The 264-nt window shown below is 45.5% G+C and carries 1 protein-coding gene; it reads right to left on the bottom strand.

Features of this window, described 5'->3' with window-relative positions:
• Positions 1-73: 73 nt before the first annotated feature.
• On the bottom strand, positions 74-264 hold a 191-nt coding region (locus AAEY93_RS20725; protein WP_351079567.1), incomplete at its 5' end, for a hypothetical protein.

Raw genomic sequence — 264 nt, 5'->3', positions numbered from 1 at the left:
GGTGATGCGCTTGTGAAATTCCGGAATGGTTTGCTCTTCTTGAAAGCAAGGAACCACTATTGTTAACAAGGGGTCAGCGCGTTCGGAAAGCCGATGTGATGTCCGCATGATTGAATGTCCAGAAACGATGCGCAGTGAATCCGAGCGCAGTTAGGGTTAAAGTCACTAAAATCTGAGAGACAAGCGGTGAGAGATTGAATTTAATCAGAACCCACATACCTACACCATTACCGATATTAGTTGCCAACGAGACAAGTACAAACC

Source organism: Shewanella sp. CAL98-MNA-CIBAN-0140 (assembly GCF_040309905.1).
In the GTDB taxonomy this organism is placed as follows: domain Bacteria; phylum Pseudomonadota; class Gammaproteobacteria; order Enterobacterales; family Shewanellaceae; genus Shewanella; species Shewanella psychromarinicola.
The sequence above is the reverse complement of the archived record's forward strand: the minus strand, read 5'-3'. Positions and strand labels throughout refer to the sequence as shown.